Annotated in this window: 22 protein-coding genes; 9 read left to right on the top strand and 13 right to left on the bottom strand. The window is 67.0% G+C overall.

Annotated features, from left to right (window positions below; genetic code table 11):
- Positions 1-40: 40 nt before the first annotated feature.
- Complete coding sequence (locus QX124_RS28140) at positions 41-1,471, bottom strand: FAD-binding oxidoreductase (RefSeq protein ID WP_315798877.1); 1,431 nt, start codon at positions 1,469-1,471, stop codon at positions 41-43.
- 105 nt (positions 1,472-1,576) lie between these two features.
- Here QX124_RS28140 and QX124_RS28135 point away from each other — a divergent pair, with 105 nt between their 5' ends.
- Entirely contained in the window at positions 1,577-2,119 is a 543-nt protein-coding gene (locus tag QX124_RS28135; RefSeq protein ID WP_315738806.1) for a histidine phosphatase family protein, read from the top strand.
- A 53-nt stretch (positions 2,120-2,172) separates the two neighbouring features.
- Entirely contained in the window at positions 2,173-2,598 is a 426-nt protein-coding gene (locus QX124_RS28130; protein WP_315712676.1) for a universal stress protein, read from the top strand.
- 53 nt (positions 2,599-2,651) lie between these two features.
- On the opposite strand, the gene QX124_RS28125 is transcribed toward QX124_RS28130, so the two are convergent.
- From QX124_RS28125 to QX124_RS28115, 3 genes are all read right to left on the bottom strand, one after another.
- Positions 2,652-3,275, bottom strand: coding sequence for a class I SAM-dependent methyltransferase (locus tag QX124_RS28125; RefSeq protein WP_315798876.1), 624 nt, complete (start codon positions 3,273-3,275; stop codon positions 2,652-2,654).
- Positions 3,276-3,384: 109 nt separating this feature from the next.
- Positions 3,385-3,972 (bottom strand): YdcF family protein, encoded by a 588-nt coding sequence (locus QX124_RS28120; RefSeq protein WP_315777180.1) that lies wholly within the window; start codon positions 3,970-3,972, stop codon positions 3,385-3,387.
- Between the two features lie 86 nt (positions 3,973-4,058).
- Positions 4,059-4,589, bottom strand: coding sequence for a hypothetical protein (locus QX124_RS28115; RefSeq protein WP_315798875.1), 531 nt, complete (start codon positions 4,587-4,589; stop codon positions 4,059-4,061).
- 108 nt (positions 4,590-4,697) lie between these two features.
- Here QX124_RS28115 and QX124_RS28110 point away from each other — a divergent pair, with 108 nt between their 5' ends.
- A complete protein-coding gene (locus QX124_RS28110) occupies positions 4,698-5,132 on the top strand; it encodes a hypothetical protein (protein ID WP_315738812.1) in 435 nt (144 codons plus the stop codon).
- A gap of 74 nt (positions 5,133-5,206) precedes the next feature.
- Here QX124_RS28110 and QX124_RS28105 read toward each other — a convergent pair whose 3' ends face one another.
- Positions 5,207-5,713 (bottom strand): ferritin-like domain-containing protein, encoded by a 507-nt coding sequence (locus QX124_RS28105; protein WP_315738813.1) that lies wholly within the window; start codon positions 5,711-5,713, stop codon positions 5,207-5,209.
- Between the two features lie 384 nt (positions 5,714-6,097).
- Here QX124_RS28105 and QX124_RS28100 point away from each other — a divergent pair, with 384 nt between their 5' ends.
- Together QX124_RS28100 and QX124_RS28095 are read left to right on the top strand one after the other, a co-directional pair.
- Complete coding sequence (locus QX124_RS28100) at positions 6,098-7,189, top strand: YbhN family protein (protein ID WP_315758329.1); 1,092 nt, start codon at positions 6,098-6,100, stop codon at positions 7,187-7,189.
- A 103-nt stretch (positions 7,190-7,292) separates the two neighbouring features.
- On the top strand, positions 7,293-9,239 hold the full coding sequence (locus tag QX124_RS28095; protein WP_315798874.1) for a hypothetical protein: 1,947 nt from the start codon (positions 7,293-7,295) through the stop codon (positions 9,237-9,239).
- Positions 9,240-9,906: 667 nt separating this feature from the next.
- On the opposite strand, the gene QX124_RS28090 is transcribed toward QX124_RS28095, so the two are convergent.
- Positions 9,907-10,518, bottom strand: coding sequence for a DUF2147 domain-containing protein (locus tag QX124_RS28090; protein ID WP_315798873.1), 612 nt, complete (start codon positions 10,516-10,518; stop codon positions 9,907-9,909).
- A gap of 171 nt (positions 10,519-10,689) precedes the next feature.
- Complete coding sequence (locus QX124_RS28085; RefSeq protein ID WP_315777176.1) at positions 10,690-11,718, bottom strand: NAD(P)/FAD-dependent oxidoreductase; 1,029 nt, start codon at positions 11,716-11,718, stop codon at positions 10,690-10,692.
- A gap of 174 nt (positions 11,719-11,892) precedes the next feature.
- On the opposite strand from QX124_RS28085, the gene QX124_RS28080 reads away from it, so the two are divergent.
- On the top strand, positions 11,893-12,357 hold the full coding sequence (locus QX124_RS28080) for a thioesterase family protein (RefSeq protein WP_315738818.1): 465 nt from the start codon (positions 11,893-11,895) through the stop codon (positions 12,355-12,357).
- A 50-nt stretch (positions 12,358-12,407) separates the two neighbouring features.
- Here the strand turns inward: QX124_RS28080 and QX124_RS28075 are convergent, their stop codons facing one another.
- Together QX124_RS28075 and QX124_RS28070 are read right to left on the bottom strand one after the other, a co-directional pair.
- A complete protein-coding gene (locus QX124_RS28075) occupies positions 12,408-12,728 on the bottom strand; it encodes a 2Fe-2S iron-sulfur cluster-binding protein (protein WP_315707114.1) in 321 nt (106 codons plus the stop codon).
- Between the two features lie 83 nt (positions 12,729-12,811).
- Positions 12,812-13,186, bottom strand: coding sequence for an Hpt domain-containing protein (locus QX124_RS28070; RefSeq protein WP_315774086.1), 375 nt, complete (start codon positions 13,184-13,186; stop codon positions 12,812-12,814).
- Positions 13,187-13,570: 384 nt separating this feature from the next.
- Between QX124_RS28070 and QX124_RS28065 the strand changes: the two genes are divergently transcribed.
- Positions 13,571-19,183: a methyl-accepting chemotaxis protein gene (locus tag QX124_RS28065; protein WP_315758333.1), complete on the top strand. Its 5,613-nt coding sequence runs from the start codon at positions 13,571-13,573 to the stop codon at positions 19,181-19,183.
- Positions 19,184-19,463: 280 nt separating this feature from the next.
- On the opposite strand, the gene QX124_RS28060 is transcribed toward QX124_RS28065, so the two are convergent.
- From QX124_RS28060 to QX124_RS28050, 3 genes are all read right to left on the bottom strand, one after another.
- Positions 19,464-20,339: an MlaD family protein gene (locus QX124_RS28060; RefSeq protein WP_315738821.1), complete on the bottom strand. Its 876-nt coding sequence runs from the start codon at positions 20,337-20,339 to the stop codon at positions 19,464-19,466.
- A gap of 156 nt (positions 20,340-20,495) precedes the next feature.
- Positions 20,496-21,266, bottom strand: coding sequence for an ABC transporter ATP-binding protein (locus tag QX124_RS28055; RefSeq protein WP_315798872.1), 771 nt, complete (start codon positions 21,264-21,266; stop codon positions 20,496-20,498).
- A 1-nt stretch (position 21,267) separates the two neighbouring features.
- Complete coding sequence (locus tag QX124_RS28050; RefSeq protein WP_315798883.1) at positions 21,268-22,401, bottom strand: ABC transporter permease; 1,134 nt, start codon at positions 22,399-22,401, stop codon at positions 21,268-21,270.
- Positions 22,402-22,559: 158 nt separating this feature from the next.
- Between QX124_RS28050 and dgcA the strand changes: the two genes are divergently transcribed.
- Positions 22,560-23,555, top strand: coding sequence for an N-acetyl-D-Glu racemase DgcA (gene dgcA, locus QX124_RS28045; RefSeq protein WP_315798871.1), 996 nt, complete (start codon positions 22,560-22,562; stop codon positions 23,553-23,555).
- Here dgcA and QX124_RS28040 read toward each other — a convergent pair.
- On the bottom strand, positions 23,537-24,724 hold the full coding sequence (locus QX124_RS28040) for an MFS transporter (RefSeq protein WP_315777173.1): 1,188 nt from the start codon (positions 24,722-24,724) through the stop codon (positions 23,537-23,539). The genes dgcA and QX124_RS28040 overlap by 19 nt on opposite strands.
- A gap of 75 nt (positions 24,725-24,799) precedes the next feature.
- On the opposite strand from QX124_RS28040, the gene QX124_RS28035 reads away from it, so the two are divergent.
- Entirely contained in the window at positions 24,800-26,410 is a 1,611-nt protein-coding gene (locus tag QX124_RS28035) for a hypothetical protein (protein WP_315798870.1), read from the top strand.
- The last annotated feature ends 53 nt before the right edge of the window (positions 26,411-26,463 follow it).

Genomic DNA, 26,463 nt, shown 5'->3' with positions numbered 1-26,463 from the left:
CGTCAGGCGCCGGCGCGACGGCTCACTTTCTTGCGAGGGGTCAGCCCTCCCCGGCGTCGGGACGGCGGTTCAGATCGGATGGCTGCGGCCGCAACGGCAGCCGCGAGCCGGGACGCTCGGCTGCCCGGCGCCGCGCTTCGGCCGCCCTGATCTCGCGCACACGCTCCTGCGCGCGTACGCGCTCGCGGTGCCGCGCCAGCGTCCCGGCCGCGGCGGCGCGGCCGCGGATCCAGAGATTGACCACGTGGCCGGCGACCCGGCCGCTGACGCCGCCGGCCCAGACCAGCTCGAACGGCGAGAACAGCTTCCAGCGGTCGTCGCCGGCGAGAATCGCCTGCGCGATCAGCTGCCCGGCCATCGCCGAGGTGTTGAGCCCCTGCCGGCCGAAGCCGCTCGCGACCCACAGCCCTTTGCGAAGCTGGCCGATCTGCGGCATGCCATGCACGGTCTGGCCGGTCACGCCGCCGAAGGTCTCGGCGATCTCGACGCGGCCGAGCTGCGGGAACACCGTCCGGATCCGGCGCTGCAACGCCGCGGCAAATCCGCTGGGCCGGGCGTCCCAGGTCGTCTCCGGGCTCGCCCACATCAGCCGGTCGCCATCGACGACACGGAAATGATCGATGCCGTCGGTGTCGCTGACCGAGCCCCGGAAGGCGATCGCATCAGCCAGCCGCTCGCCGAGCGGCGCGGTGACGCCGCCATAACGCCACACCGGCAGCAGCGTATCGGACAGCTTCTGCAGCGGCGCGCCGAGATGAATGTTGCCGGCCAGCACGATATGCGAGGCCCGCATCCGCGCCGACGGCGTCACGATGCGCTTGCGCACGCCTGACGCATCGATGCTGACCACCGGCGTATCCTCGAAGATCCGCGCCCCGGCCCTGTGCGCAAGCCGCGCCAGGGCATGAACATACTTCCGGCCATCGAGCTGGAACGCCCGGGGGTAATGGACGCCATGGAAGTAGCGGTCGGTCTTGAGCTTGGTCCTGACGCGCTCGATCTGCCAGCCCTCAACCTCGGTGTCGAAATCCTCGTGCAGCATCTGCAGGCGGCGGATCAAGGCGTCGCCGGCATCGACATTGGAGACTTCGAGCGCGCCTTCGCTGAGCCCGATGCCCGGCATCGCAGCCTCGGTGGCCTGGGCGCGGATGAACTCGGCGCCGGACCAGGACAACGCCCACAGCGCCCGCGCATGCGCGAGCCCGACGCGCTCGATCAGATCCGGCAGCGGCAGGTCGAACCCGGGCATGACCGTGCCGATCATGTGACCGGATGCGTTCCATCCGACTTGGCGACCTTCCAGCACCGCGACGCTCGCCCCCTGCCGGGCCGCGCACAACGCCACCGTCAAGCCGGCCAATCCCGCCCCGACCACGCAGACGTCGACGTCGAGGTCGAAATTCAACCTGGTGCGGCCGTGTGCACCTGCGGCATCGGCGTCATCGTTCATGCTTGTGGAAGTCTCGCTCATGGCGTTTTCTTAGCGAACCCTGCGCCGGACGTCATGACGCTTTTAATGGCGATAAAGAGACGTGGTAGAGGCTGACCCAGCCTGAACGATTCGAGACGGAATTCCATGCGCCGATTGATGCTGCTGCGCCACGCCAAGACCGAGACTGACGCGCCGACCGGCCGCGACCAGGACCGCCGTCTCGACGAGCGCGGGCACCAGGATGCCGCCATGATCGGCGATTTCATCGCCAGCCACCCGCCGGTGCCGGAGCTGGTGCTGGTCTCGACCGCGGTTCGGGCGCAGCAGACCTGGGACCTCGCGCTTGCGGCGATGAAGGACCGTGTCCCGGCCCCGCAGGTCGAGTCCGTTCCCGAGCTCTACGGCGCCGAGCCGATGCAGATCCTGTATCACATCCGCCTTGCGGCAGCGCATGATCCGAAGCAGCTCCTGCTCGTCGGGCACAATCCCGGCATGCACGAGCTGGCGCTGGCGCTGACCGGCGAGGGCGATTCCGAGGCCCGCCACGAGCTGATGCGCAACATGCCGACCGCGGGACTCGCGGTGCTCGATTTCGACACCGACGATTGGGGCGATGTGAGCTTCGCCCGCGGCAACCTGCTGAGGTTCATCACGCCGAAACTGCTCAAGCACGGCTCGGTCGATTGACAGGCAGGTCGGGGCCGGCGCGTAATGCCGGCGGAGAGAGAGGAGGACCTTCGATGTTCAACTCGATTCTGGTGCCGATCGATCTGGCCGACACCGACCTCGCCAAGCCGGCCATCGCCACCGCGGCCACGCTGGCGCAGACCTGGAGCGGCACGGTGCATCTGCTCAACGTGATGCCGATGACGCCGGTGATGCTCGCCGAATACGTCCCGGCCGATTTCGATGCGCAGCAGCGCGAGACCGCCGAGGAAGCGCTGTCGATCGTGGCGCGCGAATCCGGCATCCCGGCCGAGCGCATCAGCTACACGGTACGCCAGGGCGGCATCTATCACGAGATCCTCGAGGAGGCGGCCAAGGTCAACGCTGACCTGATCGTGATGACCTCGCACCGCCCGGCGATGCGCACCTACTTCCTCGGCAGCAACGCGGGGCACGTGGTGCGCTATGCCAAGTGCTCGGTGCTGGTGGTGAGGCCGTGAGGCGGCAGATCACCGCATCTTCGCATGTCGGACCGCTTTGACCGAGCCGTGAGTCAGACGGTCGGACCAGCCTCAGCCGCGCGAGCAAGCCAGAAGCTACGCTCGCCGTTCGCTGGCTCGCCAACCGAATGTGCGATCAATTCGAAACCATTGTCGCGAAGCAGCGCCGCGTACTCGGATGGATCGAGAGACGCATGATAAAGCGGATCGCCGCGATAGCACCCGATGGCTTCACCATGTGCGGGGCCTGCGTTGAACATCAGAATGCCGCCCGAAGCCGTGCAGGCCGCGAGGACTGGAAACATTCGCCGCTGGTCGTCGTGTCCGAGATGGAAGAAGCTGTCCCACGCCAGCACCCCGTCAAATCGCCGCCCTGAGGTCCACGACCGCATGTCGGCGACGATCCATTCCTGATCCGGCATCCTCGTTCGGCAAAGTGCGATCATCGTCGGCGAGCTGTCCACGCCGGTGACGGACAACCCCTGTCCGGAAATGTGCGCTGCGATCGGCACACCGCCCCCGCAGCCCAGATCGAGCACGGTTGCGCCCGGTCGGAGACACGCAAGGAAGCGTTCGATGGGAGGCTTGTCAGTCCAGGCAGCCGCGCGGCGGTCGGCGTCCCACGACAGCGCATGGTGCTCGTAGTGGGCGACAATACGGCCTGCACCTTGGTTCATGGAAACTCCGTCGCAGGGGCCAGATGCCCCGTCTGGAATGACCACCAAAGTCTGCCATGAGACCCGATGGACGCTGTTGTCATCGAAGTGCGAGCAGGCGCCGAGTCGATCACGGCCACTCCGCGATGAAGCCCTTCGCCTTATAAGGTTCGATCTTGTCCCATTCGCTCAGCACGCGGCGGCGAAACTCCGGATGGGTGTGCCACGACTGCCGCGGTACGCCGAAGCTATCGACCGTCAGCAGCATCTTCTCGACTTCGGGCCAGTGCCGCTGCAGGGTCATCGCGTAGCGCCGCGCGGTCCAGCTGTTGCCGAGGCAGATCACGCTGCCGACATTGGCGAGGCCGAGCGCGGCGTCGATCACCGGCAGCGCGAGCGCGACGTTCTCGCCGGTATTCGTGGCGTGGTGCTCTTCGAGGATGCGCTCGGCCGGAATGCCGCGCCTCACCATGGCGGCCTTGATCAGCGTACACTCCGAAAGATCAGCGCCCGGCGTGATCCCGCCGCTGACGATGGCGTGGCGGAAGTAGCCCTGCTGCCACAGCTTCACCGCCGTCTCGGCACGCAGCTCCTCGTCGACGCGGGTCCCGAACACGAACAGGAGATCGGCCGGCCGCAGCGGCGTATCGGCGAAATGCCGCGCGTTGACCGCGGCGATCTCGGCGTCATCCGGTCTGCGCAGCGCGCGATCCTGCATCGTTCTTCTCCCAACGTCGGCTCATCCTGGCATGACGCGGCGCTGTCGCGCGCTCACATTCGATGACCGGCGATGACGCCGCGTGATCACGGCAGCAGCGAGCCGGGAATATCCGTGAGCGTGTAGCTGCGCGGCCTGTTGCGGGTGATGAAGCCGCCGACATACCAGGCGAACAGCGCGGCGAAGCCGATCAGGAACAACGCTCCCGACCATTCGGCGATGACGAGCGCACGCACCAGAAGCCCGGTCATCGCCACCGCGAACAGCGCGATCGCGGCGAGCGCCGCGCCGTAGGTGAAGCGGCCGAGGCCGGCCGTGAGCCGCGCGTTGCTGCCGCTGGAGGCGAGCCGCGCATGCAGGCCGAGGATGAAAGCACGATAGGCCTCGCTCTGCGGCGCCATCAGCGCCGCCGTCTGCCAGGAAGTCGAGATGATGCTCAGCCTGCGGCCATCGCGATGGGTGATGTCGGCACGAAAACGCTTCGCCTGCATCGACACCGGCCGGTAGGACAGCCGGATCGCGGCGATGTCGGCGTACGGCCACAGGCCGGTGCGGCCGGCGAACCGCCACGACAGGCCCTGCCCCGTGAGCTCGAACTGCTGCGCGGCGCCGATCAACGACGCCTTGTAGGCGTAGCGGATCGCGTCATGGCCTTCTGTGGTGATGTCCTGGGAAATGGATCGGTCCTGTTGCGTGTGGCGCGCGCCTTATCCTACAAACGGAGCATGAGCGAAACGATCTATTTTCCGCGCCACCTGATCCTGGCCGGAGCGATGGCCGCCGGCGTGCTGCTGGCGCTGGCCGTGCACATGCTCGGCGCCCGCTACGGGCTCGATCTCGGCGGCCTGTGGCAGACCGAGAGCGGCGCCTTCATGCCGGCGGGATCGGCGATCGCCTGGTGGCTGATCGCCACGGTCGGCTTCTCCTCGGGCTATTTCATCGCCAACATCATGCACAGCGCGGTGTCGGGCGAGATCCCGCAGCGGATGCGCAACTTCCTGGTCGTAGTCGGCGTACTGATGCTGGCCGGCATCGGCCAGGCGATCTCCGGCCCGAGCCCGGTGCCGTCGGCCTCAGGTGTGCTGGCCGGCCTCGCCGCGCTCTGCCTCGGTGCCCTGATGGCGTTCTGCGGCGCCAATTTCGCGTTGCGTAAGAGCTGACGCGCGGCATCCGGATGCGACGACGCCGCGCGGGATGTCCGCGCGGCGTTTTGTCTCATCGACTGATGACGCGATCAGCTTGCGGCGCGCAGGTTGACGCCGCTCTCGGCGAGCTTGGTCAGCTTCATGTCGGTCGCCTTCTCCTCGTCGAGCGTCTTCTGCAGCACGGCGGCGCAGTCGCTGCGGCCAAGCTGCTTGGCCCAGGCGATCAGGCTGCCGTAGCGCGTGATCTCGTAGTGCTCGGCCGCCTGGGCGGCGTTGATCAGCGCTGCGTCCAGCACGGCCTTGTCGGTGACCTCGCCCGCGACCTCCTCGGCCTCCTCGATGATGCCGTCGATCGCCGGACAGTCGACCGCCTTGGCCGCGATGCCGTGCATCTTGAACACCTGCTCGAGACGCGTCACATGCGTCTTCGTCTCATCGAGATGGGTCAGAAAACCCTGCTTGAGCTTCCGATCCGTCGCCTTGTCCGCCATCTTTGGCAGCGCTTTGACGAGCTGGTTCTCGGCGTAATAGATGTCCTGCAGCTGATGAACGAACAGATCGTTCATCGTCTTGATGTCCTTGGTGAACAGTCCCATTTGCCTCATGTCCTCTTGGTTCGGGAACATGGCAGGTCCCTCCCCGACCGATCGTCGCCATGTTCGCTGTGCCCTCGGGGCGCTAACCGGCGGCCACCGCGGTTGTTCCGGCGCAACCGGCCCTGCCGGCCGGAACCGGTCGCAGAGGGCCAAGTTTGCTGGTGAACCGCGCGCGTGACCAATTGGACCGAACTGAGGCGGCCGCCAGCCATGTGACTGAAGTGTGACAGACCCGCGCCGCATGGGTCGGAGCTGAGCTGTGTCAAGGACTGCACAAGGCGCGCATTTTAGCATAAGGAACAGGCTGTCACGAATTGCCCGCCTCCATCGACCAATGGTTTCGCCTCTTTTCCAAGAACTAGTACCGCCCCGCCGGGAGGATGAATGCAGCGCCTGCTGACCACGCTCTCGCGTGGCTTCAAGAAATGGATCGGCTGGAAGCGGCTGGGGATTGCAGCGAGCCTTGCGATCATCGCCTTCGCGATCACGACGCTCGTGCGCACGCTCAAGGGCGTCGATGCCGGCGTCATCCTGACGGCGCTCACCGAAATCCCGCTCGGTCACATCGCGCTCGCGGCCTTGTGTGTGATCGGCGCGTTCTGCACGCTGACCTTCTATGACTATTTTGCACTGCGAACGATTGGCAAGAAACACGTCCCCTATCGCATCGCAGCGATGAGCGCCTTCACCAGCTATTCGATCGGCCACAACATCGGCGCCACCGTCTTCACCGGGGGCGCGATCCGGTTCCGGATCTATTCGGACTACGGCCTGTCCGCGATCGACGTCGCCAAGATCTGCTTCCTGTCGGGCCTGACCTTCTGGCTCGGCAACCTGTTCGTGCTCGGCATCGGCATGACCCTGCATCCGGCCGCCGCCACCGCGATGGACCAGTTGCCCCCGGCGATGAACCAGCTGATCGCGATCGGCATCCTCGGGGCGATCTTCGCCTATCTCGGCTGGCTGACCGCCGGCAAGAACCGCCGGCAGCTCGGCCAGAACGGCTGGAAGGTGGTGCTGCCTTCCGCGCAGCTCACGCTGGTGCAGATCCTGATCGGCGTCGTCGACCTCGGCTTCTGCGCGCTGGCGATGTACCTGCTCGTCCCCGCCGATCCTCCGATCGACTTCCTGTCGCTGTCGGTGGTGTTCATCCTCGCCACCCTGCTCGGCTTTGCCAGCCATGCGCCTGGCAGCATCGGCGTGTTCGATGCCGCGATGCTGGTGGCGCTGCCGCAGTTCGGCCGCGAGCAGCTCTTGGCCACCCTGCTCGTCTTCCGCGTGCTCTATTTCGTGATCCCCTTCGCCATCGCGATCTCGATCATGGGCATCAGGGAGCTCTGGATGAACGTCGTCAAGCCGTGGCAGGAGCGGCGCCGGCTGAACGCCGCCTGCGAGGACGAGGTCGCGGCCAAGCGCGCCGCCGCCACGGCCCCTGCCGCGGTTCCCCAGCGCATCAAGCGCCACTCCCAGCGCTGAGCAGCAATTCTCTCGCGGACGATGCGACGGTTCGATCCTCGACCGGTTGAACTCGCGTGCGGTCCTCTTATTTCCGCCCCATCGCTGACGTGAATCTTTGCGCATGACCCGAATGCCCCCTCGTCCGCTGCTCGCCGCCTGCGTCCTGGCCAGCCTGCTCGCCCCTCTCGCCGCCACCGAGGCGGCCGCGCAGTTCGGCGCAGCGCCGCTGCAGATCAGCTGGGAGGTGCGCAACCGCTTCCGTCTCTTCCGCGAGGAGCGCGACTTCCTGCTGCATACCGAGAGCACGCGCGACCGCTCCATCCTCGCCGCCGAGCAGGCGCTGGGAGTGCAGAGCGACGGCCGCGGCTGGGCGCGCAACGTCGTCAACCGGCTCTGCATCGACCTCGCCGGCCGCGTCAACGAGCCGTGCACGCGCGACAACGTCAAGGAAAGCTATCTCACACCCATCGACCATCCGGTCACCGTGCGCCTGACCGGCCCGGTGCCGGTCGGCGCCACCTGCGCCTGGTCGTTCGACGACGGCGACGGGCCGCAAACCTCGACCTTCGACTGCGCCGAGCCGGTCAATTTGCGCGTCCGCTACGGCCGCCAGACCGTGGCATCCGTCGATGTCGCCAGTCCCGAAGGCACGCGGCAGGTCTCGACCGGAATCCAGGTCCGTGACGTCCTGATCGCCGGCCTCGGCGACAGCATCGCCTCCGGCGAGGGCAATCCGGACCGCCCGATCGCGCTCGCCGACGACGGCTTCTGCTTCCGCTCCTATCTCGGCGGCCCGACCGCGCAATATTATCGGCCGAGCCGCGCCGGCTTCAAAGGCGGCCGCGCCTGCGAGGCGCCGGACACGCTGCAGAACTGGCAGAAATACAGCGCGGTCTGGCTCAACGCTGCCTGCCACCGCTCGCTCTACAGCTACCAGACCCGCACGGCGCTGGCGCTCGCGGTGCGCTATCCGCACGTCGCGGTCACCTACCTGCCGCTCGCCTGCACCGGCGCCACCATCGCCGACGGCCTGTTTGGCAGCCAGCGCGCGCGCGAATGCACGCCCGGCCGCTCGGTCGCGACCTGCGCCGGCGGCGTCAACGGCCAGCTCGGCGAGCTGCGCGAGGCGCTGACCGCGGCCAAGCGCCGCCAGCCGGACCGCAAGCTCGACCTGATTCTGCTGTCGATCGGCGCCAACGACATCAACTTCTCCGGCCTCGTCGCCGACGTCATCGTCGACACGCCGACCGAGCGCACCCTGTTCAAGCGCTCCGGCGTGATCGGCTCGGTGGATGAATCGCGCAGCGAGCTGGCGAGCGACCTGCCGCAGGGCTTTGCCAAGCTGCGCGAGGCGCTGAAGCCGCTGGTCGGCGACCTCTCGCACGTCATCTACACCTCCTACGGCAATCCGGCGCTGAGCCGTGCCGGCACGCCCTGCCCGGGCGGCCCGGCCGGCTTCGAGGTCCATCCGTCGTTCAATGCCAATCCGCAGCGGCTCGCCAAGGTCGCGGGCTTCGTCGAGAACGAGTTCCTGCCGTCGCTGCGCGGGCTGGCGCAATGCACCGCGGGAGTTCTGTGCCGCGATCCGCAGGCCGACCGCATGACCTTCGTCGATGCTCATCAGGCCGCGTTTGCCGATCACGGCTTCTGCGCCCGCTCGACGCAGGATCCGCCGTTCGACCGCGAATGCTTTTCGGCCGACGGCGCCAGCTTCGATCCGAACATCGTCAGCGCCGCCAACGAGCCGCTGCTGTGCGGCCGCGGCGCCAGCGAATATCGCCCCTATTTGCCGCGCGCGCGCTGGATCCGCGACGCCAATGACAGCTACTTCTCGGCGATGACCTATCCGCAAGGGCTGCCCGCGGCGATGCAGCCTTCCGACATCCACGATGCGAGCTGGGGCGTGCTCTCGGCCGTCTATGGCGGCGCCGTGCATCCGACCGCCGAGGGCCACGCCGCCATGGCCGATGCCGCGTTTCCGGCCGCAGCAGAGGTGCTCAACCTCGATGCGGCCGAGCCCAACGTCACGAGCCAGCCGCTGCCGCCAGCGGGAGTCGTGCGGCAGTAGCGCGCGGCCAACAATCGGCTCACCGCCGATGCACCGAGTCGCCCGTCGGCCCGACGTTGCGTCCCGGTCGCGAGCGGAGTCCGTCGATTGCGCCGAAACGGCCTGCCGCAAAAGGACGAAATTCGCCCGCCATTCCAGGTCGATGACTGCGTCCGGCCGCCTCGTGACAAAATTTCCTGTTTCTTTTTTCCAGAAATCATGCTCTGATGAGCGCATCCCGTGCTCATGAGAGGGGCGGTTCGCGGTCGTCACGAACGTGGAGTGCGGGACGCGGTGGGCGCCACCGGTCGCAGCGTGATCCGATCATGCCGACGAACGAGCGGCGGCGCACGGTGAAGTCGTAGGGTCCTGGCATCCCGATGCTGATGCCAAGCGAGCGTTGGTGATGATCCGCTCGTGACGGGGGCAAGACAGCCGGTCCCCGGGGAGAGGACGTATAAGCCGTCAAACATCGCGCAGGGAATGCCGGTTGATCGGCTTTACCTGTGGTTCCTGCCGCCTGCATTTTTTTAGCAGGCGGGCCATGGGTGAGGCCCTCACCCGGCATTCCCTGCGCCCTCTCGCTCGAGAGGGTCGCGTTCAGCTTGAAAACTCGGACGCCATGCGCCGCGAGATCACGATGGTGTGTCGCTTAACAACGACCACCAAGCTGCAGTTCGGCGGCGAACTACTTAGTCGGCGCCGGCTTCTTCATCATCGGCGGCGGCGCCTGCTTGGTCGCGGGGCCGGTTGCCGTGGTCGCCTGGGCCGGCAGATATTTGGCGAGGATCGCGGGGTCGATCTGGGCCATGTTGGTATCTGGAAGACGGGTCCAGGTCTCGTCCTTGCCAAACAGCGAGATGCCGAGATAGCCGTGCAGGATCAGCGTCTGCCCGTCCGGACTGACCCGCATATTGGCCTTCCAGATGTTGCCGTCGCGAGGATTGAGCACGTTGCCGCCTTCGTATTTCAGGCCCTCGCGCTTCATGTCGCGCACGAAGGAGATGCCGAGCACCGGCGCATTCTTGCGGTCATCGCTGCACTTCGAACAGACCTCGTTCGGATTGTCGCCGGGGCGCGGAAACGTCTTGGCGATCACGCCCTCGAACACGCCGTCGTGGTCGATGAAGAGGAACCAGCCGACGGGCCTGCCATCCTCGACCTTCTGCCACAGACCGGCCGCGGTCGGCTCAGCCGCGAGCGCAGGCCGCGTCAGCAGAGCACCGGCAACGACGAGCGCGCCGATCGCGAGCTTCGTCACACCAGGCGCCAGCCGAAATCGGGGAAACGCATTGCGCATCATCATCTCACCTTGACCAAGTCACAAAATGAATGGCCGCACAGTACGGCCGTTTCGTGCATCGTTCCAGCCCATAACAGGTCTGGCGCGCCGGTGAAACCGGCACGCGCAGGAAACATTTCTTCACATTTGAGTTGGTCCGGCGGCGCCGGGTTCCACGCTTCCGAGCAATTAGTTGACGCCGAGCTTCTTCTGCAGGCTCGACGACGACGTCGTGTACTGGAACACCAGCCGCTTCTCCGGATACACGTAGCGGTGCGCCTTCTGCGCCATCAGCGCGCCCTCGTGGAAGCCGCACAGGATCAGCTTGATCTTGCCGGGATAGGTATTGATGTCGCCGATCGCGAAGATGCCGGGCACCGAGGTCTCGAACGCCGAGGTCTCGACCGGAATGAGATTGTGCTCGAGCGCGATGCCCCACTCGGCAACGGGGCCGAGCTTCATCGTCAGGCCGAAGAACGGCAGCATCATCTCGCACGGCACGGTCTCGACCGCATTGTCGTTGCCCTTGATGGTGGCCGCGGAAAGCTGACCGTTCGCACCTTCGAGCGCCGTCACCTGACCGATGCGCAGATCCATCTTGCCGCTCGCCACGAGCGCGCGCATCTGCTCGACGCTGTGCGGCGCCGCGCGGAAATCGTCGCGCCGATGCACCAGCGTGATGCGCTTGGCGAGGGGATGCAGATTGAGAGTCCAGTCGAGCGCGGAATCGCCGCCGCCGACGATGACGACATTCTTGTCGCGGAACTGCTCCATCTTGCGCACGGCATAAAACACCGAGGTGCCTTCGTATGCCTCGATGCCCGGCACCGGCGGACGCTTCGGCTGGAACGAGCCGCCGCCGGCCGCGATCACCACGACCTTGCACTCGAACACCTTGCCGGCGTCGGTGGTGATGCGAAAACCGGGATCGCCGATCTTCTCGACCTTCTCGACCATCTCGCCGAGATGGAAGGTCGGGCTGAACGGCTTGATCTGCTCCATCAGCTGCTCAGTGAGGCCCTGCCCCGTCACCATCGGCACGCCGGGAATGTCGTAGATCGGCTTCTCCGGATACAGCTCGGCGCATTGGCCGCCGACCTTATCGAGGATGTCGATCAGATGCGCCTTGATGTCGAGCAGCCCCAGTTCAAAAACGGCAAACAGTCCGCAAGGGCCCGCGCCAATGATCAGCACATCGGTCTTGATCGCTTCGCTCATGTCGCTCTTCTCGTTGGAGGCGCCGCTCGACGGATGGCGGCAGATGGCGGTTCCGAATTTGTAGCCAACGGGGTGGTCGCAGGGAAGGCACAAAAGCCGCCCCTCGCTCGCGCGCGGCTTGCAGCGGCGGGCTTAGCCGGGTTTGAAGGGGACATGAATGATGGAGATCAATCGGTGACAGAGACGGCCCGCCGCGACCACGCGCCACGCCTGGAGGACTTTCCCTATCGGCTGACGGACAATGTCCGCTTCGGCGACCTCGATCCCAACCAGCACGTCAACAATGCGGTCTATGCGACCTATTTCGAGACCGGCCGGGTGACCTTGATGAAGGACCCGCGCCATGGCCTCGGACAGGAGGGGCTGGCCTGGATCATGGTGCGGCTCGACATGCATTTCCGGGCCGAGCTGCGCTGGCCGGGCATGATCGAGCTTGGACTGGGGGTCGTGAGGCTGGGGCGCACGTCGGTGACCTGCGAGCAGGTCGTGTTCTCGGACGGGCGCTGCGTGGCATCTGCCACCGCGGTCATGGTTCTGATCGACGAGGCGACGCGCAAGCCGGCGCCGCTGACGCCGAAGCTCATTGCTGCGCTCCAGCCGTGGGTCCGCCGCGGCGTGACGATCGCGCTGCCGGCATAGGCCTGGCGGCGATCACCGGGGGCGCGGCGATGAGGACGCGAGGCGAACGGTCAGGCCTGACGCTCGGGGGTGGAGACGACGAGGCCGTCGAGCTCGTCGGAGACCTTGATCTGGCAGGAGAGACGGGAATTCGGCCGGACATCGTAGCCGAAATCGAGCATGTCCTCTTCCATCGGGGTCGGCGGGCCGACCTTCTCGCGCCAGGCTTCGTCGACATAGACATGGCAGGTCGCGCAGGCACAGGCGCCGCCACATTCGGCCTCGATGCCGGGAATGGCGTTGCGGATCGCCGCTTCCATCACGGTCGCGCCGTTCTCGATCTCAACGGTTCTGGATTCGCCGGTATGGTCGACAAAGGTGATCTTGGCCATGTGTGCTCGTGCTGCGCAGGGAATGAGGTCGGGCTGTCCTATAACGGACCGCTCCGCTCCGCGCTAGTGCTGCCGCCGGCCGCTCAGGCCGCGCCGAGCATCTCCGAAATCGCCGCGCGGGCCTGCGCGATCGCCGTGCCCAGCCAGGCCAGCGCATCGGCCGGGTCGCCCGCCCGCAGCGCCGCTTCGAGCCCTTCCGCCGCGTCGGCGACATCGAGCGCGCCGACGGCGCGGGCCGAGCCCTTCAGCGTGTGGGCGACGGTGGCCGCATCCTCGGGCATCACCTGCAACCGCTCCAGCAGGCGGACAGCCTGGTCCGCAAACATGGCGAGCACCTCGCGCTCGAGCGCGCTGTCGCCGAGGGTCATCCGCCGCAGCAGGTCCAGGCTGATCGGCCCGTCGTCGGGAACCAGCGGAGGCGAGGGCATCCATTCGATCCGTGAAAGGTCGGGAATCATGGCGGCAATCCGGTCCGGCGGGCGCGCCGCGCGCGCCTGTGGTAAGTCAAGCACGACAATGGTTAATGCATTGTTACCGGCCCAATTGCCGCGGGTTTGCCGCGATTTGGGCCCGGCTCTGCCCCAATCGCGGCAGAAACGGGAATTCGCAGAACTTCTAAAGTGTTAACGGCGGGTGCTGTTAACGATGATTAAGAATCTCTTAACCACGGCCATTTCTTTCAACAGGCACTGCCAATAGGATGATGCCCGGATGGAGTGGGTCACCTGGCGGAATTTGCCACCCCTGGTGCCTGCGAGGGATGACGTCCGGTTCGAGCGTTGCGAGAGGGCACTCGTACGCGGCTCGCCGGATCGAAATTAAGACGAGGGCTCGGACTCAACATGGCGAACACTCCGAAAAAGGTCAAAGACCCGACTGAAGTTGCGCTGTCCGCCATTCAGGAGGCTTTGAACATCAGCGATTCGTCCGCGCCCACGGACTCGCAGAGCTCGGTCCACGCCGAGGGCGCCCCGCCCGTCATGCCGAACGGCGTGTCCAGTCTGGATTCGTTCGACTCGCGTCCGGGCATCGACCGCAGCAGCCTTGACGAGATCGAGCCGCCGCCGCTCGCCGCGCGCCGCCCGGCCAATGACGACCGCGAGACCATCGGCCAGTTGCTGCAGGCGATCCAGAAGGGCCGCCCGTCACGCGGCGTCTACACGCTGGCAACCGCCTTTGCAGGCATCTGGATCGTCGGCTGCGTCCTGCTGACCATCGGTTTCCTGCCCGCTTTGCAGGCCTTGATCGGCCAGAGCGGCGGCGTGCTGGTGCTCGCCGGTCTCGCCGCCGTGTTCTTCGCACCGGTTCTCCTGTTCTACTTCCTGGCCAGTCTCGCCTGGCGCGGCCAGGAACTGCGCATGATCGCGCAGTCGATGGCGCAGGTCGCGATCCGCTTCTCCGAGCCGGAAGGCGCCGTCAGCGATTCCATCGTGACCGTCGGCCAGGCCATCCGCCGCGAGGTCGCGGCGATGGGCGACGGCGTCGAGCGCGCGATCGCGCGCGCAGGCGAGCTCGAGATGCTGGTCGCCAACGAGGTCGCGGCGCTCGAGCGCGCCTACAGCGACAACGAGGTGCGCATCCGCGCCCTGCTCCAGGACATCGCCCATCAGCGCGACAACCTCGTCGGCCAGGCCGAGCAGGTCCGCAGCGCCATCTCCGGCGTGCAGATCGACTTGCGCCACGACATCGCGCTGATCTCGGACGCGATCGCCTCGCGCGTCGACGAGGTCGCCAAGAGCATCACCGGCGCGCTGGAAGAGCGCGGCGCCCACATCACGGCCGCGCTCGGCAACGCCGGCGACAACATGATCCTCGCGCTCGGCGAGCGCGGCGGCGATCTGCTCGACCGGCTCGAAGAGGCCAGCGCCGAGACCACCCGCGCCGTGCTCGACGCCTCGGAGCGGCTCACCACCAGCCTCAATTTCAAGACCGGCCACGTCCACGACGAGTTCGCCGACCTGTCGGACCGAGTCCACGAGATGCTGAACGAGCGCATCGACCGCATCACCAGCGAGTTCGAGCAGCGCACGGCGGCCATCGTCGACGGCATCTCGGTGCGAACCGAGCAGGTTCACGACCAGCTCAAGGCGTCCGGCGAGTCCCTCCTGCTGGAGCTCGAGCTGCGCAGCGGCGATCTCGTGACCAAGATCGACGAGGCGAGCCAGCGCATGTCCGGCCACATCGTCACGTCAGGCGAGAAGGCGAGCGAGTCGCTCGATGCGACCGTCAATTCGCTGGTCGCCAAGGTCGTCAGCCAGACCGAGAGCACCCACGACACGCTGTCGATCCAGATCAGTGCCTTCGACGAGCTGGTGAAGAACCAGGGCACCGAGCTCGCCGAGCGCTTCGCACGCGACAGCTCGACGCTGGGCGCGCTGATCACCCGGCACATCACCGAGTTCGACCGCACGGTGAAGACCTATGGCGGCGAGATCGTCGAGCGCATGGGCCAGCGGACCCAGGAAATCTCCGACAATCTCAAGTCCTATGTCGATACGTTCGATACGCGGCTGTCGTCCAACAGCGGTGAGATCACGGCGACGCTGGATCAGCGGCTGAACCAGTTCGAGACCAATCTGCAGGCCCGCATCACCACCCTCGACACCTCGCTCGATGCGAAGATCAAGACCTTCGACGACAGCGTCGAGGGCCGCCTCAAGTCGCTCGAAGAGAACTTCGACAACCGCGCGACCTCGGTCACTTCGACGATCGAAGGCCGCCTCGGCACTCTGTCCAACTCGCTGACCGACGGCGCTGCCCAGGTGCTGCACGCGATCGACTCGCGGCTGACCGTGCTGACCTCCTCGCTGACCGATGGCTCGGCCCAGGCGATTCAGTCGATCGATTCCCGCCTCAACATTCTGACCTCCTCGCTGACCGACGGCACCGACAAGGCGCTCGAAGCAATCGATCAGCGCATCCACAGCCTGTCGAACATCATCGACGGCCGCAGCTACGAGCTGACCGAAGCCGTCACCGCGCGCTTCCAGGACATCCATCAGGGCATCGAGACCCGCGTCGGCTCGATCGCCAAGGACATCGACCAGCGCGTCTCGCAGTTCGAAGACCTGCTCGGCTCGCGCGTCGAGGCCGTGGCCGGCCGCATCGAGAGCAGCGGCCGTCAGGCGAGCGACGAGCTGATGACCCGCGCCGAGCTGCTGTCCGCCAGCATCAAGTCGCACGTGGAAGACGCGGAGCGGGCGCTGACCAATCTCGTGGTCAACACCAGCGAGACCATCCAGACCGGGGCCCGCTCGGCACAGCAGGCGCTGCTCAACGTCTCGACCGACGTCGGCTCGCAGTTGAAGAACACGTCCGCCGAGGTCGAGCGCGCCCTGTCGAACGCGGGCAGCGGCGCGGCCGAGGCCGTCCTGACCAGTGCGCGCGAGGCCCAGGCCACGCTGGTCGCGGCCTCCGGCGAGACCGCCGACCAGATCAAGTCGCTGTCGGCCGACGTCGAGCGCACGCTCACGGCGGCAGGCTCGACCACCGCAGCCTCGATCCTCGCCGGTGCGCGCGAGGCCCAGAATACGCTGGTGTCCGCCTCCTCCGATGCCGCCACCCACGTCAAGTCGCTCGCCGTCGACGTCGAGCAGGCGCTGACGGCCGCAGGCTCGGCCACGGCAGCCTCGATCCTCGCCGGTGCGCGCGAGGTCCAGAACACGCTGGTGTCCGCCTCCTCCAACGCGGCCGAGCACGTGAAGTCGCTCGCAGCCGATGTGCAGCGCTCGCTGACCAGTGCCGGGACGGGAACCGCCGAAGCCATCACGGCGAGCGCTCGCGATGCCCAGCATGCCCTGCTCGCGGCATCGAGCGAAGCGGCCGAACAGGTCAAGGCGCTGACCGTCGACGTCCAGCGCTCGCTGTCGATCGCAGGAACCACGACCGCGGAAGCGATCACCGGCGGCGCCCGGGAAGCGCAGACCACGCTGATCAGCGCGTCGTCCGAAGCGGCCAATCACGTCAAGTCGCTGGCAGCCGACGTCGAGCGTACGCTCGCCGCGGTCGGAACCAGCACGGCCGCAGCGATCGTCGACAGCGCCCGCGACGTCCAGACGAAGCTCGTCACCGCCTCGACGGAAGCAACCGAGCACGTCAAGTCGCTGGCCGTCGATGTCGAGCGGACGCTGTCGTCTGTCGGCGCCGATACCGCGGCCTCGATCCTCAACAGCGCGCGCCAGGCGCAGATGTCACTGACCGCCACGTCGGCCGACACCGCGGCTACCCTGGTCGGCAGCGCACGCGAAGCCCAGGCGGTGCTGACCACGACCACGACCGAGACGGTCGCGGTGATCGTCGGCGGCGCGCGCGAGGCCCAGAACCTGCTGACGGCCACCTCCACCGACACCGCGGGCCAGCTCAAGGCGATGTCGTCGGAGATCGAGCGCGTCATCAATTCCGTCGCGGCGAACACCACCGATGCGATCCAGAGCAGCGCGCTCAATGCGCAGAGCGCACTCGTCGCCGCCTCCAACGAGGTCTCCACGCGGGTCAAATCGACCTCGACCGAGATCGAGCGCTCGGTGCTTGCCGCCGGCAACTCGTTCGGCTCGGCCATGACCGGCAAGACCGACGAGATCGTCACCTATGTGCAGCAGCAGAGCGAACGACTGTCGCAGATGCTCGACGGCAAGCGCGGCACGCTGGTCGAGACGCTGAACTCGAAGACCAACCAGCTCACGATCGAGATCGATCGCGTCACCACCGACGCGCTGAAGGCGATCGAGGTCCGCGGCCAGAACTTCGCCCAGAGCGTCAATGGCAACGGCTCCGAGGTCGCCCGCACCATCACCTCCGCGGGCGAGCTCGCGACCACCGCGATCACCAAGTCGCTCAAGGAGCTGGAGCAGGCCTCGCGCGCGGCGATCGAGCAGTCGCGCCAGGTCTCGGTGGCTGCGGTCACCGAGATGCAGGAGACGAGCAAGATCCTGCGCACCGACACGGTCGCGCTGTTCGAACGTCTGCGCGAGGGCAACATCCTGCTGCAGGAGGTCCTGACCGGCGCCCACGACAACCTCAACTCGCTGGAGCGGGCGCTGGTCACCCGGGTGGCCGACTTCGTCACCGCGATGAACGACGTCACCGCACGCAACGGCACCGCGACGCAGACGCTCGAGGACCAGCTCAACGTGTTCAACTCCAAGACGTCGCGGGCGCTGGAGGATCTCAACTCGCTGTCCGGCCAGTTCGACGCGCATGGCAAGGCGCTGATCGAGGCGGCGGCCATTGTCGAGCAGAGCAACCGCGATGCGACCGTCTCGATCTCGGATCGCAAGACGACGCTGGAATCGCTGGTCACCACCATCGATCTGCGCACCGCCGATCTCGACCAGCGTCTGACGCGCTTCACCACCCTGCTCGACGAGTCCTTGGCGGCCGCCGAGGAGCGCGCCCGCGACATCGCCCGGGTCGTGGCGGAAACGGCGGGTGCCGGCTCCACCGCGCTCAGCCGGCAGTTCGAGGCCATCCGCGCCAACGCCGAGGAGGAACGCCGCCTCACCACGTCGCAGATGCAGGAGATCTACCAGCAGAGCACGCAGGAAGCCGATGCGATGTTCAAGCAGTCGGCGGAGAAGTTCGCCACGCTGGTGTCGAGCATGAAGCAGATGACCGCCGAGATGCATCGCGAGCTCGAAGCGACGCGCAACGAGCTGCGCCGCGGCGTGCTGGAGATGCCGCAGGAGGCCGCCGAGAGCACGGCGCAGATGCGCAAGGTCATCGTCGACCAGATCGAGGCGCTGGCCGAGCTCAACCGGATCGTCGCGCATCACGGCCGCGGTCTCGACGTGGTCAGCGCGTCGCGTCCCGCCGCGGTCGCCGCGCCCGCAGCCGTGATCCGTCAGGAAGAGCCGATCGTCGCCGCAGCCGTCGGCGGCCGGCCGGACATGCGCCTGCGCGAGCCGGCTGCGACCAGCGTCGCCAACCTGCCGCCGCCGGATCTCGGCATGCAGCCGCCGGCCCCGCCGCCGCAGCCACGCCGGGTCGAGGCGCCGCCGATGGGTCCGGTCGCCGATCAGCGCAGCGACAACTGGCTGTCCGACCTGCTCAACCGGGCCGACAACAGCACCGCCGGCCAGACTGCGCCGCGCGGCCGCGGACCGGCCCAGCAGCAGCCGGGCAATCCGCTGGAGTCGCTGTCGCTCGACATTGCACGGCTGATGGACCGCAATCTCGCGGCCGAGATGTGGGACCGTTACCAGCGCGGCGAGACCAAGGCGTTCTCCAAGCGTCTCTACACCCCGGCCGGCCAGAAGGCGTTCGACGAGGTCGCCCGCAAGTACCGCGCCGACCGCACCTTCAAGCAGACGGTGGACCGCTACATCACCGAGTTCGAACGGCTGCTCGACGAGGTCGCCCGCGACGACCGCAACCCGCAGGCGCTGCGCGCCCAGCTCACCTCGGAGACCGGGCTGGTCTACACCCTGCTCGCCCACGCCGCCGGCCGGCTGGCGTGATGGGAGCGAATGGGCGAGTAGCGAGTAGCGAGTAGCGAAGGGTTCAGTAGAACCAGCGCTGCGACAAGAAGAACAAGCGGAGGCCACGAGGCCTCCGCTTCGCGTTTGGAGATGCAATGAAGGCGCTTTCGGCTTTGGCCGTTCGGGCCCCGCATCGCCGGCACAACGGTGTGCGACGTGCTCCGTAGCCAGCCAGCAGCGGTGGATAGCGACAGCGATGGAGCGCAGTCCGCTGCCGCGCGCCCCTATTCGCTACTTCCCTATTCGCAACTCGCTCGCGTCACCGCCGTCCCGTCGCCGCCGGCGGTGCGGGCGCGGGCTGCGAGGCCTGGGCGTTGCTCGGGCTGGCGTTGCTGGCCCCGAACAGGACCCGGGTCGGATTGCGATCGAAATTGTTCACGGCGCGGCTGATGTCGGACAGCGTGCGCCGTCCATCGGCCATCAGCGCGCCGGAGCGCTTGTCCAGATCCTCGGCGAGCTCGCGGATCGATTTCACCGTCAGGAACAGCTCGCCGCCATCCTTGCCGCCGGCCAGCGTGTTGAGACCGAGCATCAGGGTATCGGCCTTGCCCATGATGCCGTCGACACGGCTCATGACGCCATCGATGCGCTCGGAATTGCGGGCCAGCGACTGGGTGAAGACCTCGAGGTTCTTGATCGAGTTCTTCACGGCGTCCTGGTTGTCGGCGACCACCTTGTTGATGTTCTGCAGGGTGGCGCGGATCGCTTCGGTCACGTCCTGCAGCCGGGTCGGATCGGCACGCAGCACCGGCACGCCATCCTCGTCGAGCGGCGGCGGCGGCGCAGCCTCCTCGCCGCCCTTGAGCGAGATCGCGGCGACGCCGGTCAGTCCCTGGAACTCGAGCCCGACCAGGGTGTCCTTGCGGATCGGCGCGTTGTTCTCGACCATCGCCAGCGCCACGACGCGGCGCGGATTGTCGAGCTTGACCGAGATGACCTCACCGACCCGGATACCATTGAAGTTGACGCTGCCGCCGTTGCGCAGACCCGCGGCCGGCCCCTCGAACACGACCCGCAGCGGGCTGCGCTGCTTGGTCGTGTGCAGGCTCTGAAACCAGAGGACAAACCCGACCGCCGCGGCAATCACTGCCAGCGTGAACGATCCGATCAGGACGTAATTCGCCCGCGTTTCCATTACCAACTCCGGTACCGGCACGTCGCAGCGGAGATCCCAGCCGCCGCTCCCATGCGCTCTCGGTTGGCGCCGGACTGCGGCACCCACCCCATCAGCTATGTCGCAGGAGTCCCCACTCCCGCTCACAAAAATAATCGCCCCGAGGGGCGCTACGCACTAACCCATCACGGCCCGTGCACGCTTGCCGTGGAAATACTGCCGGAGCCACGGATGTTCCGAGGCCTGCATGTCGGCCATCGATCCCGCAGCGATAATCTTGCCGTTGCCCAGCACGGCGATGCGGTCGCACGCCGTATACAGGCTGTCGAGATCATGGGTTACCATGAAAACGGTCAGTCCCAAAGTGCGCTGCAGGGTACGGACAAGCTCGTCGAAATCGCCGGCGCCGATCGGGTCGAGCCCCGAGGTCGGCTCATCGAGGAACACCAGCTCCGGATCGAGCGCGAGCGCGCGGGCCAGCGCGACGCGCTTGATCATGCCCCCCGACAGCTCGCTCGGGAAACGATCAGCAACATCGGGCCGCAATCCGACCATCACCAGCTTTGCGATCATGATCTCGTCGAGCAGACGCTGCGAGACCTTGAGATATTCCCGGACCGGAAACTGGATGTTCTGCCGCACCGTGAGCGAGGAGAACAAGGCGCCCTGCTGGAACAGCACGCCCCAGCGCCGCTCGACGGCGCGGCGGCCGGCACGATCGGCGGCGTCGAGATCGACGCCGAACACCTCGATGTTGCCCGACAGCTTGGGCACCAGGCCGATGATGGTGCGCGTCAGCACCGACTTGCCCGCACCGGAGGGACCGACGAAGCCCAGGATCTCGCCGCGCTTGACGTCGAGGTCGAGCCCGTCGAGCACGCGCGTCTTGCCGAACTGCACGGTGACGTCACGCACGCGGATGATCGGATCGGACATCTCCTGCGTCATGTCACATCCCGACCGCGGCGAAGAAGATCGCGAACACGCCGTCCATCACGATGACGAAGAAGATTCCCTTCACCACCGATGAGGTGGTGTGGCGCCCCAGCGACTCGGCGCTGCCCTGCACGGCCAGTCCTTCGACGCAGGCGACGATCCCGATCACCGCCGCCATCACCGGCGCCTTGAGCAGCCCGACCGTGAAATGATCGATCGAGATCGCATCGCGCAGGCGCAGCAGGAAGGCCTCGGGATCGACGCCGCCATAGAACCACGCCACCAGCCCGCCGCCATAGAGCGCGGCGATGTCGCCGAGGAAGGCCAGGATCGGCAGCGCGATCACCAGCGCGAGCATGCGCGGCAGGATCAGGACCTCGATCGGATCGAAGCCCATGGTGCGCAGCGCATCGATCTCCTCGCGCATCTTCATCGAGCCGAGCTCGGCCGTGTAGGCGCTGCCCGAGCGTCCGGCGATCATGATCGCCACAAGCAGCACGCCGATCTCGCGCAGCACCAGCACGCCGAGCATGTCGACCACGAAGATGTCGGCGCCGAACCTGCGGAAATGGAAGATGCCCTGCTGGGCGATGATGCAGCCGATCAGGAAGGTGATCAGCACGATGATCGGCACCGCGCGCCAGCACACCTGCTCGAGATGATGGATGGTCGAGGTCAGCCGGAAGCTGCGGGGATGAACGAGGACCCGGCCGCTGGCGACGATCACGGCGCCGAGCATGTCGATCAGCGCGGCGACCGTGCCGAAGATGCCGGCGACACTGAGGCCGATCTGGCCGAGCATGCCGGTGATGGTCACCATCGTCGCGTCGCCATTGGGCGCGGTGCTGACGCGGCGAACCTCATCGACCAGGCTGGCGTAGTTCGCAGAGAGCCCATCGATCCGGACCTCGACGGTTCCGGTCGTGAAGCTGCGGCGCAGCCGCTCGATCAGCCAGGCGCCGAACGTATCGAGCTTGGACACCTGGGAGACGTCGATCGAGACATCGACCTTCTTGCCGGCGAGCTTTTCGGCATCGGCGACGAGCCGTTCGAGCGACGGCGCAAAGGGCGCAGTCCAGGCGCCGGTCGCGCGCAGCGTCAGCGCGTTGCCATCGCCACTGCGCTGCAAATCAGGGCCGCCCTTCACGACGGCCATCCTCGGAGCCTCGGACGTCCGCTCCTTGACGAGAAAAATCCCACCGCGTCGCTACCACCTTGCCGGAGACCACTATCAACAGCCATAGTCGGTCAGATCGCGCAAGCCCCAAGCGCCTCATTCCGGTTCACAAATCGCCAGACTTTCAAATGACTTCCAACGGTTTTCCAATACTGGACGCCCGGATCGGCCACTGGCCGATCGCCGGCAGCTTCACGATCAGCCGCGGCGCCAAGACCGAAGCGGTCACGGTGATCGCGGAAGTGCGACACGGCACGATCGTCGGCCGCGGCGAATGCGTGCCCTATGCGCGCTATGGCGAGACCCCCGAGGCATCGTTGAGCGCGCTGCTCGCGATGCGCGATGCGATCGCCTCTGGTCTCGACCGCAACGCCCTGCAGACGGCGATGCCACCGGGGGCGGCGCGCAATGCGCTCGACTGCGCGCTGCTCGACCTTGAAGCCAAGCGGAGCGGCCGGCGCATCTGGGACCTGCTCGGACGCCGCGCGCCGGGGCCATGCGTGACCGCCTACACGATTTCGCTCGGGACCCCCGACGTGATGACCAAAGCTGCGGCCAAGGCCGCGCACCGCCCGCTGCTCAAGATCAAGCTCGGCGGCGACGGCGATCCGGCGCGGATTGCAGCCGTGCGCGAGGCAGCTCCGCAATCACAACTGATCGTCGATGCCAACGAGGCCTGGACCGAGGCGAATTTGGAGTCCAATCTCGCGGCCTGCGCCGCCGCCGGCGTCACGCTGGTCGAGCAGCCGCTTCCCGCAGGAAACGACGAAGCGCTCGCCAACATCGCGCGCCCGCTCGCGGTGTGCGCCGACGAGAGCGTGCACGACCGCAACTCGCTCGAAGCGCTGCGCGGACGCTACGACGCCGTCAACATCAAGCTCGACAAGACCGGAGGGCTCACCGAGGCGCTTGCCATGGCCGATGCCGCGCGCGCGCTCGGCCTCGACATCATGGTCGGCTGCATGGTGGCGACATCGCTCTCGATGGCACCGGCCATGCTGCTGACGCCGCTCGCCCGTTTCGTCGATCTGGACGGACCGCTGCTGCTCGCCGAGGATTGCGAGCACGGCCTGCACTACGAGGACAGCCTGGTCTATCCGCCCGATCAGGCGTTGTGGGGCTGAAGCGACAGGCTTCGGTGCGCGATCCACATCAGGACGCCACCCGCTCCGGCCATCGCGGCCATCACGTAGTAGACACCGGGTCCATAGGCCGCATAGACCGGCCCCGAGAGGGCCGATGCCGCCGAGCCGACCACACCGCTCGCAGCTGCATAATAGCCCTGCCCGCGCGCCGTCAGTTGCGCCGGCACATGGCGGACCAGCAGCCCCATGGTTCCGACCAGGGTCAGTCCGAAGGTGAAGCCGTGACTGATCTGGACCGCGGCGAGCCCGGCTGCATGCGGCTCCTGAGCCGTGAGGCTCCAGCGCAGCACGGCCGCCGCTGCACCGATCATGACCAGGTTGGCGGGCGCCAACGTGAAGCGTGGTGACAGGGCGAACACGACGATCTCGGCCAGCACGCCCATGGTCCAGAGCCAAGCGATGGTCAGCCCGCTGAAGCCCTGCGCCTTCCACGCGATGGCGGAGAACGTGTAGTAGGCCGCGTGGCTGGCCTGGATCAGCGCCGAAGCCGCGATGATGCAGAGGAAGCTCGGATGGCCCAGCAGACTGCGCCCGTCCCGGGCCAGGCCGGCGCCATGCGGCAGGGGCGGCAGCGCCTGCAGCAGCAGGCTGCTTGCCGCACCGCACAGCGCGACCAAGAGGATGATCCAGATCAGCTCGGACGACGGCGCGAGGTCGGCCACCCCGCCGCACAGCAGCGTTCCGGCGATGAATGCGGCCGATCCCCACAGCCGCAGGCGACCGTAGTTCAGGCCATAGCTCATCACGCCACGGAGCGCATAAGCGTCCGTCAGCGGGACAACGGGTGTCCATAGACAGCAGGTTGCCACGTAGACCAGGAATACCAGCCAAGGTTCGCGCTGGAAGGCGAGAACCACAAAGCCCGATGCCGTTGCGAAGGTGGTCAGCCGCATCGCGGCGCGCAGGGCCTGCCGGCGCTCGGCAACCGCGGTGATCAACGGCAGGACGGTGAAGCGGGTCACGGCGGGAACCGCGATGATCACACCGATCCACGAGGCGTCCAGCCCGATCGCCCGTAGCCACACGGGGAAAAACGGCAGATGCGTCCCCGACAGCATGAACACCGCGCCATAGAACAGCCCCAACCTGTCCGCGAATCGGCGCGACAATACCGGCGATGTGGTGGAGATTTGTCGGGACAGTGGCATCAATTCAATTGCGATTCGATCAATATCATGGTGATCGTTATGCCAACGCGCAGCAATGTGCGCGATAGGTTTGCCATGGTCGATGAAGTCTTCGCCCTCTCGCCGATATCCGCCCGCGCGGCTCAGCCGAACGAGGCCGATTACGAGGCGATCCGCGACGCCTTCATGGAGACGTCCCGAGGCCGCTGGTTCCTCGGCGAATACGCCAAACGCAACCGCAATGCCGACACCAGCATGGTGCTCGACGCCGTGGCCCGCATCGAGCATGCGCTGGCCTCGCAGCGTCAGCAGCAGCAGGAGTTCGAGCAGGCCGGCAGTAAGGCGCTGCCCGAGGCGCTGGCCGCGATCCGCGCCTCGGTCGAAGACGCTGCACTCGCCGCAGCCTCTGCGGTCGACAGCATGGCCCTTGAGCAGAACCTGGCGCCGGTGCGCAAGGGCATCCGAATCATCAAGGAAATTTCCTGGCGCTGGCGCGAGATCGGCGCCGATTCCCGGATCTGCGACCTGATCGATTCACAGGTCACATCGATCGAGGCCGCGTGCGACCAGCTTGCGAGTGCCGACCCCAAGGTCGCACTGCTTGCGGCCTTCGAGATCATCAAGACGCGGCTGAAGGAGCTCGACGCGGCGGAAGCAAGCGTTCCGCCCGCGGCTGACGAGATCAAGCCGGCGACCGAGTCCGCCGCCCCGCCAGTACCTGATGTCGCATCGGGTCCGGCTGCGGAGGCGACGGTCTCGGCTGAGCCGCAGGTGGCTTCGGGGCCGTTGCCCGTGCCGGAACAGACGGAGGCGGCCCAAGCCGGGCTCGAGATGACCATTCCGCTCGTTGCAGCGGTGGCCGCGATCGAATCGGTCGAGACATCCTCCGGCGCTGACACCGCGATCATGGCGGCCGCAGCGGTTGAAGCCAGGATGGTTGACACCGACGCTGCGGCGGTGGTGCAGCCCCCCGAAATTGCGACCGAGCCGTCGGTGGACGAAACCCTTCTCGAAATCGAGCAGCACGCCGCGGCGGCCCTGGATGACGCCGTCGCCGCAGAAGCCCACGACGAAGCCATCCTGGAATTGGTCGCGGCGGAGATGGGTGCTCCCGATCCGATCGACGACGAGGAGTTCAGCCGGGCCAGGACGCTTGGCTTCGACATTGAGGAGCCAACCTCGGTCGACGACGACATCGTCGCGAGCTTCAGCGAGCCGGCGCCGTCGGAGCCGGATCTCGCGCTGACCACGGCAGAAGTCCCGGTTGCCACGGCGGCGTCGGCTCCCGCTGCGCCTACGATGTCTGCCCCGCCAATGTATGCCCCGCCGATGCCGGCCCCGCCCGCGGCTGCCCCGCGCATGGCCTCGCCTCCAGCCCCGGCGCCAGTCCCCAGCGTGCCCGTATCGGCACCGCTTCCGGAGGCGATCACCATCGAGACCCTGGCCGCCGTGGCGGCTGCAGTCGCAGCTCAATCTCCCGCGGCGGCCCCGCAGGCCGACGTTGCGCCGAGCCAGCAGGTCCGCCCGACCGCCGCCGCGGCTCACAGCACCAGCGCATCCGCGATGCCCAGGCCTGCCTACGAGCCGTCGCTGGGATCGACGCTCCTGTCGAACGGCCTTCTGCAGCGGCCACAGGCGCCCGCCAATGACTTGCTGGCGCCGATCCGTCGCATGACCCAGCCTGAGAAGATCGCATTCTTCTCGTAGGGCGAGAGCGTCTCGGCCACCTCCTATCGAACCTCGATCACTGAGCACCGAAA

The sequence above is a fragment of the Bradyrhizobium sp. SZCCHNRI3043 genome, from assembly GCF_032377735.1.
Lineage (GTDB): Bacteria > Pseudomonadota > Alphaproteobacteria > Rhizobiales > Xanthobacteraceae > Bradyrhizobium.
This window is presented reverse-complemented; position numbering and strand designations above follow the sequence as displayed.

What these genes read in the sequence shown, in the direction of transcription:
- QX124_RS28140 (WP_315798877.1), bottom strand. Translation starts at nt 1,471, where the DNA reads ATGAGCGAGACTTCCACAAGCATGAACGATGACGCCGATGCCGCAGGT.
- QX124_RS28135 (WP_315738806.1), top strand. Translation starts at nt 1,577, where the DNA reads ATGCGCCGATTGATGCTGCTGCGCCACGCCAAGACCGAGACTGACGCG.
- QX124_RS28130 (WP_315712676.1), top strand. Translation starts at nt 2,173, where the DNA reads ATGTTCAACTCGATTCTGGTGCCGATCGATCTGGCCGACACCGACCTC.
- QX124_RS28125 (WP_315798876.1), bottom strand. Translation starts at nt 3,275, where the DNA reads ATGAACCAAGGTGCAGGCCGTATTGTCGCCCACTACGAGCACCATGCG.
- QX124_RS28120 (WP_315777180.1), bottom strand. Translation starts at nt 3,972, where the DNA reads ATGCAGGATCGCGCGCTGCGCAGACCGGATGACGCCGAGATCGCCGCG.
- QX124_RS28110 (WP_315738812.1), top strand. Translation starts at nt 4,698, where the DNA reads ATGAGCGAAACGATCTATTTTCCGCGCCACCTGATCCTGGCCGGAGCG.
- QX124_RS28105 (WP_315738813.1), bottom strand. Translation starts at nt 5,713, where the DNA reads ATGGGACTGTTCACCAAGGACATCAAGACGATGAACGATCTGTTCGTT.
- QX124_RS28100 (WP_315758329.1), top strand. Translation starts at nt 6,098, where the DNA reads ATGCAGCGCCTGCTGACCACGCTCTCGCGTGGCTTCAAGAAATGGATC.
- QX124_RS28095 (WP_315798874.1), top strand. Translation starts at nt 7,293, where the DNA reads ATGACCCGAATGCCCCCTCGTCCGCTGCTCGCCGCCTGCGTCCTGGCC.
- QX124_RS28090 (WP_315798873.1), bottom strand. Translation starts at nt 10,518, where the DNA reads ATGCGCAATGCGTTTCCCCGATTTCGGCTGGCGCCTGGTGTGACGAAG.
- QX124_RS28085 (WP_315777176.1), bottom strand. Translation starts at nt 11,718, where the DNA reads ATGAGCGAAGCGATCAAGACCGATGTGCTGATCATTGGCGCGGGCCCT.
- QX124_RS28075 (WP_315707114.1), bottom strand. Translation starts at nt 12,728, where the DNA reads ATGGCCAAGATCACCTTTGTCGACCATACCGGCGAATCCAGAACCGTT.
- QX124_RS28070 (WP_315774086.1), bottom strand. Translation starts at nt 13,186, where the DNA reads ATGATTCCCGACCTTTCACGGATCGAATGGATGCCCTCGCCTCCGCTG.
- QX124_RS28065 (WP_315758333.1), top strand. Translation starts at nt 13,571, where the DNA reads ATGGCGAACACTCCGAAAAAGGTCAAAGACCCGACTGAAGTTGCGCTG.
- QX124_RS28060 (WP_315738821.1), bottom strand. Translation starts at nt 20,339, where the DNA reads ATGGAAACGCGGGCGAATTACGTCCTGATCGGATCGTTCACGCTGGCA.
- QX124_RS28055 (WP_315798872.1), bottom strand. Translation starts at nt 21,266, where the DNA reads ATGACGCAGGAGATGTCCGATCCGATCATCCGCGTGCGTGACGTCACC.
- dgcA (WP_315798871.1), top strand. Translation starts at nt 22,560, where the DNA reads ATGACTTCCAACGGTTTTCCAATACTGGACGCCCGGATCGGCCACTGG.
- QX124_RS28040 (WP_315777173.1), bottom strand. Translation starts at nt 24,724, where the DNA reads ATGCCACTGTCCCGACAAATCTCCACCACATCGCCGGTATTGTCGCGC.
- QX124_RS28035 (WP_315798870.1), top strand. Translation starts at nt 24,800, where the DNA reads ATGGTCGATGAAGTCTTCGCCCTCTCGCCGATATCCGCCCGCGCGGCT.